Source organism: Rhodoplanes sp. SY1 (assembly GCF_046000175.1).
In the GTDB taxonomy this organism is placed as follows: domain Bacteria; phylum Pseudomonadota; class Alphaproteobacteria; order Rhizobiales; family Xanthobacteraceae; genus Rhodoplanes.
Map to the genome: position 1 here is coordinate 1 of NZ_JBEOMB010000144.1, position 3,584 is coordinate 3,584.

General features: G+C 68.3%; 4 protein-coding genes. All 4 read right to left on the reverse strand.

What is annotated here, in order from left to right:
- On the reverse strand, window positions 1–589 hold a 589-nt coding region (locus ABTU92_RS25960), incomplete at its 3' end, for a hypothetical protein (RefSeq protein WP_408094500.1).
- A gap of 267 nt (window positions 590–856) precedes the next feature.
- On the reverse strand, window positions 857–1,345 hold the full coding sequence (gene cynS / locus ABTU92_RS25965) for a cyanase (protein ID WP_408094501.1): 489 nt from the start codon (window positions 1,343–1,345) through the stop codon (window positions 857–859).
- 157 nt (window positions 1,346–1,502) lie between these two features.
- The gene (locus tag ABTU92_RS25970) at window positions 1,503–2,444 is read right to left on the reverse strand and encodes an ABC transporter ATP-binding protein (RefSeq protein WP_408094502.1); all 942 of its coding nucleotides are present in this window, start codon (window positions 2,442–2,444) and stop codon (window positions 1,503–1,505) included.
- A gap of 166 nt (window positions 2,445–2,610) precedes the next feature.
- Window positions 2,611–3,450: a nitrate ABC transporter permease gene (ntrB, locus tag ABTU92_RS25975; RefSeq protein WP_111360725.1), complete on the reverse strand. Its 840-nt coding sequence runs from the start codon at window positions 3,448–3,450 to the stop codon at window positions 2,611–2,613.
- Window positions 3,451–3,584 lie beyond the last annotated feature (134 nt).

Genomic DNA, 3,584 nt, shown 5'->3' on the forward strand with positions numbered 1-3,584 from the left:
CGCCGTCCGGCGTCGCCGCCCCGCCCGGCATCGGCGCGCCGCCCGGCATCGCCGGGCCAGGAGTGGCGCGCAGCGGCTTGCGGGCGGCGCAGCCCCGCATCGCCGTGGCCCAGTCCTCCCGGACCCGCTCGATGTCGCTGGTCGGCAGCTTCAGCGTGACGTCGGTCTCGACCACCCGGCGGTCGTGGAACAGCTCCGGGCTGCGCGCCTTGACCATGCGCTTGAGCATGCGGACCGCCTCGTCGTCCCACGGGCCTTCCTCGTCGAGCCCCTTCTCGATGCGCTCGTAGACCGGGGTCTCGCCATGCAGCGTGACGGCGACGTGCCGGATCGGCCCCCAGCCGGTCTGGGCCGTCATCAGGGCGAAGCCGAGACGCGCCCGGTCGATCGCGCCGAGATGGATGACGGTGTCGTCCACGGCGAACACGCAGGCCTCCTGATCGACGGCCTTGACGGCGGCGCGATCGTGGCCCGCCACCGCGAAGCCGAGCGCCTGCGTGTAGGGATCGGCCGGCGCGAACGCCTGGGCGCCGGCGAGAAAGATCGCGCCATAGACGGCGAGGGCGGCGTTGAGGGCGAGCGAGAGCATGGTCTAGCATCCTGGAGAGCGGCCAAAAGGATCGCGTGGCGCGGGCGAAGGCGCTGCGCAGGTCCATGTCGGATGCTCGTAGATATACCTATGCCGTGCCGCAGCGAATAGTGTGCGCTGCGGCACAGTGCTGTTCGCTTTCAGGAAAAGATCGGGCCTCGCGTTCGGAACGCGAACCGAGCGGCAAAGCTGATCACGTGAATCAAAACGGCGGCCCGGACGCGGCGTTCGCCCGGGCCGCCGGCACGTCGGAAAGGCGCGCGGCGCCTACTCCTCCTTGTAGCCGTAGGCCGGCACGTTGCCGGAGGCGCCGTAATACTTGAAGGGCAGGAACTTGCCCGACATCGTGATCTTCACGCGGTCGCCCTTCGGGTCGGGCAGGCGCTCCATCTGCATGTCGAAGTCGATCGCCGACATGATGCCGTCGCCGAACTCCTCCTCGATCAGCGCCTTCCAGGCCGGGCCGTTGACCAGCACCAGCTCGTAGAAGCGGTAGATCAGCGGGTCGGTCGGCGGCATCACGGCGTCGGCGCCGCGCATCGGCACCTCGTTGAGCATCGCGGTCTCGGCCTTGGAGAGGCCGAACAGCTCGCCCGCCTTGGCGGCCTGCGGCTTGGTCAGCTTGTGCTGGCCGAGCAGGGCGCCGACGAGCAGCACCGGCGAGAAGCCGCCGATCTCGTCGCAGATGTGCTTCCAGGTCCAGCCCTTCTCGCGCTTGATGTCGAGGATCTTCTCGGTGAGGTCGGAACGGATCATGATGGGTCTCCTCTGAAATGCGATCGAATCGTCTGTCACACGTCCGGAAACGTGTTCACCTCTCCCCGACGGGGAGAGGTCGGATCTCGCGCGATCGCGCGAGATCCGGGTGAGGGGGTGCCGTCCTCTCGATGAACCAACCTGCGCCCGTTCCCCCTCACCCCAGCCCTCTCCCCGCCGGGGAGAGGGAGCCGCGCAGCGCCCGCGGCGAATCGGAGTTCTGATCAGGACCGCCCACCACGGCGGGCTCCGGGGCGCCGGGGCGGACGATCGGCGGGTTGCGGCGGTCGAGCGCCGTTTTGTCGGCGTCGGAAAAGCTCTTCGAGCGGGTGACCAGGAAGTCGACGACGTGATTGCGCACCGCGTAGTAGAGCGGATGCTTGTGGACGTCGTTGCGGGCCCGGTCGGCGGGCAGCGGGTTGTCGACGATCTCGGCCAGAACGGCCTGCGGGCCGTTGGTCATCAGCACGATGCGGTCGGCCAGATAGATCGCCTCGTCGACGTCGTGGGTGATCATGAACACGGTCTGGCCGGTCTCCTGGCAGATGCGCCGCACCTCGTCCTGCAGGGTCCCGCGGGTGAGCGCGTCGAGGGCCGAGAACGGCTCGTCCATGAGAAGGATCTTCGGCTCGATCGACAGCGCGCGAGCGATGCCGACGCGCTGCTTCATGCCGCCGGACAGCTCCGCCGGGCGCTTGCGCTCGGCGCCCGAGAGCCCGACCAGCGCGATGAACTTCTGGGCGTGCTCCTCCACCTCGGCGCGCGACCAGCGCCGCCATTTCGACGCCACCGCATAGGCGACGTTGCCCATCACGGTGAGCCAGGGCAGCAGCGCGTGGCTCTGGAAGATCACGGCGCGGTCGAGGCTCGGCCCCTCGATCGCCTGGTTGTCGACGATGACGGCGCCGTCGCTCGGCCGGTCGAGCCCGGCCAGCACGTTGAGCACGGTCGTCTTGCCGCAGCCCGAATGGCCGATCACGCACGTGAAGGTGCCGCGCTCCATGCCGAGCCACAGATCCTCGAACACGGTCGTGACGCCGCCCCCGGCCGCCGGGAAGCGCTTGGAAATGCCTTCGATGGAGATGAATTTCTGGGTCATGAGCCGTGCCTCGTGTCCCGGGCGCGGTGCAGCGTGCAACGCTGCACCGCCGACCCGGGACCCAGGAGCCAAGATGCCGAGCGTCTGTTTGGGTCCCGGTTCTGCGGCGCAACACTTCGTGCTGCGCCGCGCCCGGGACACGAGGTCTGTGCGATCCGCATCCCCCTCACTCCGGGAACGTGACGGCGCGGGTGGCGCGGGCGAGGATCTGGTCGAGGATCATGCCGACGACGCCGATCACCAGGATCGCCGTGATCACGTTGGTGATCGAGAGATTGTTCCACTCGTTCCAGACGAAGTAGCCGATGCCGGTGCCGCCGACCAGCATCTCGGCCGCGACGATGACGAGCCAGGCGATGCCGATCGAGATGCGCATGCCGGTCAGGATGGTCGGTGCCGCGGCTGGCAGCAGCACCGTGAAGATGCGGCGCAGCGTGCCGACCTCGAGGGTGCGGGCGACGTTGATCCACTCCTTGCGCACCGAGGCGACCCCGAAGGCGGTGTTCACCAGCATCGGCCACAGCGAGCAGATGAAGATCACGAACACGGCCGAGAGGCCGGAGTCCTTGATGGTGTAGAGCGCGAGCGGCATCCAGGCGAGCGGCGAGATCGGTTTCAGCACCTGGATGAAAGGATCGAGCGCCCGGCTCATCAGCGGCGACATGCCGATCAGGAAGCCGACGGGAAGCGCCACCGCTACGGCGAGCAGATAGCCGATCATGACGCGAAGGATCGACCAGCCGAGCTGAATGCCGAGCCCCTTGTCGTTGGTGCCGCGGTCGTAGAACGGATCCTTCAGATGACCCCACACCGTGGCGGCGACGTCGAGCGGGCCCGGCATCGCCGACTTGCCGGTCGTCGCGGTCGCGCCCATCAGCTTGGCGTATTCGGGATCCATCGCGACGGTCGCGCCGCTGCCGCGCGTCGCCAGGTGCCACACCAGCACGAAGGCGGAGAACAGGAGCACCGACACGATGGCGGCGCGAAAGGTGAGGGAGCGGGTCATCGCGGCTCCGAAGTGATCAGGACCGAGGATCTGAAGAGTCTTCAAGTCGTCGAGGCTCGGAGTCTTCACCTCTCCCCGCGTGCGGGGAGAGGTCGGATGTTGCGCCGCCAGGCGCGACGTCCGGGTGAGGGGGC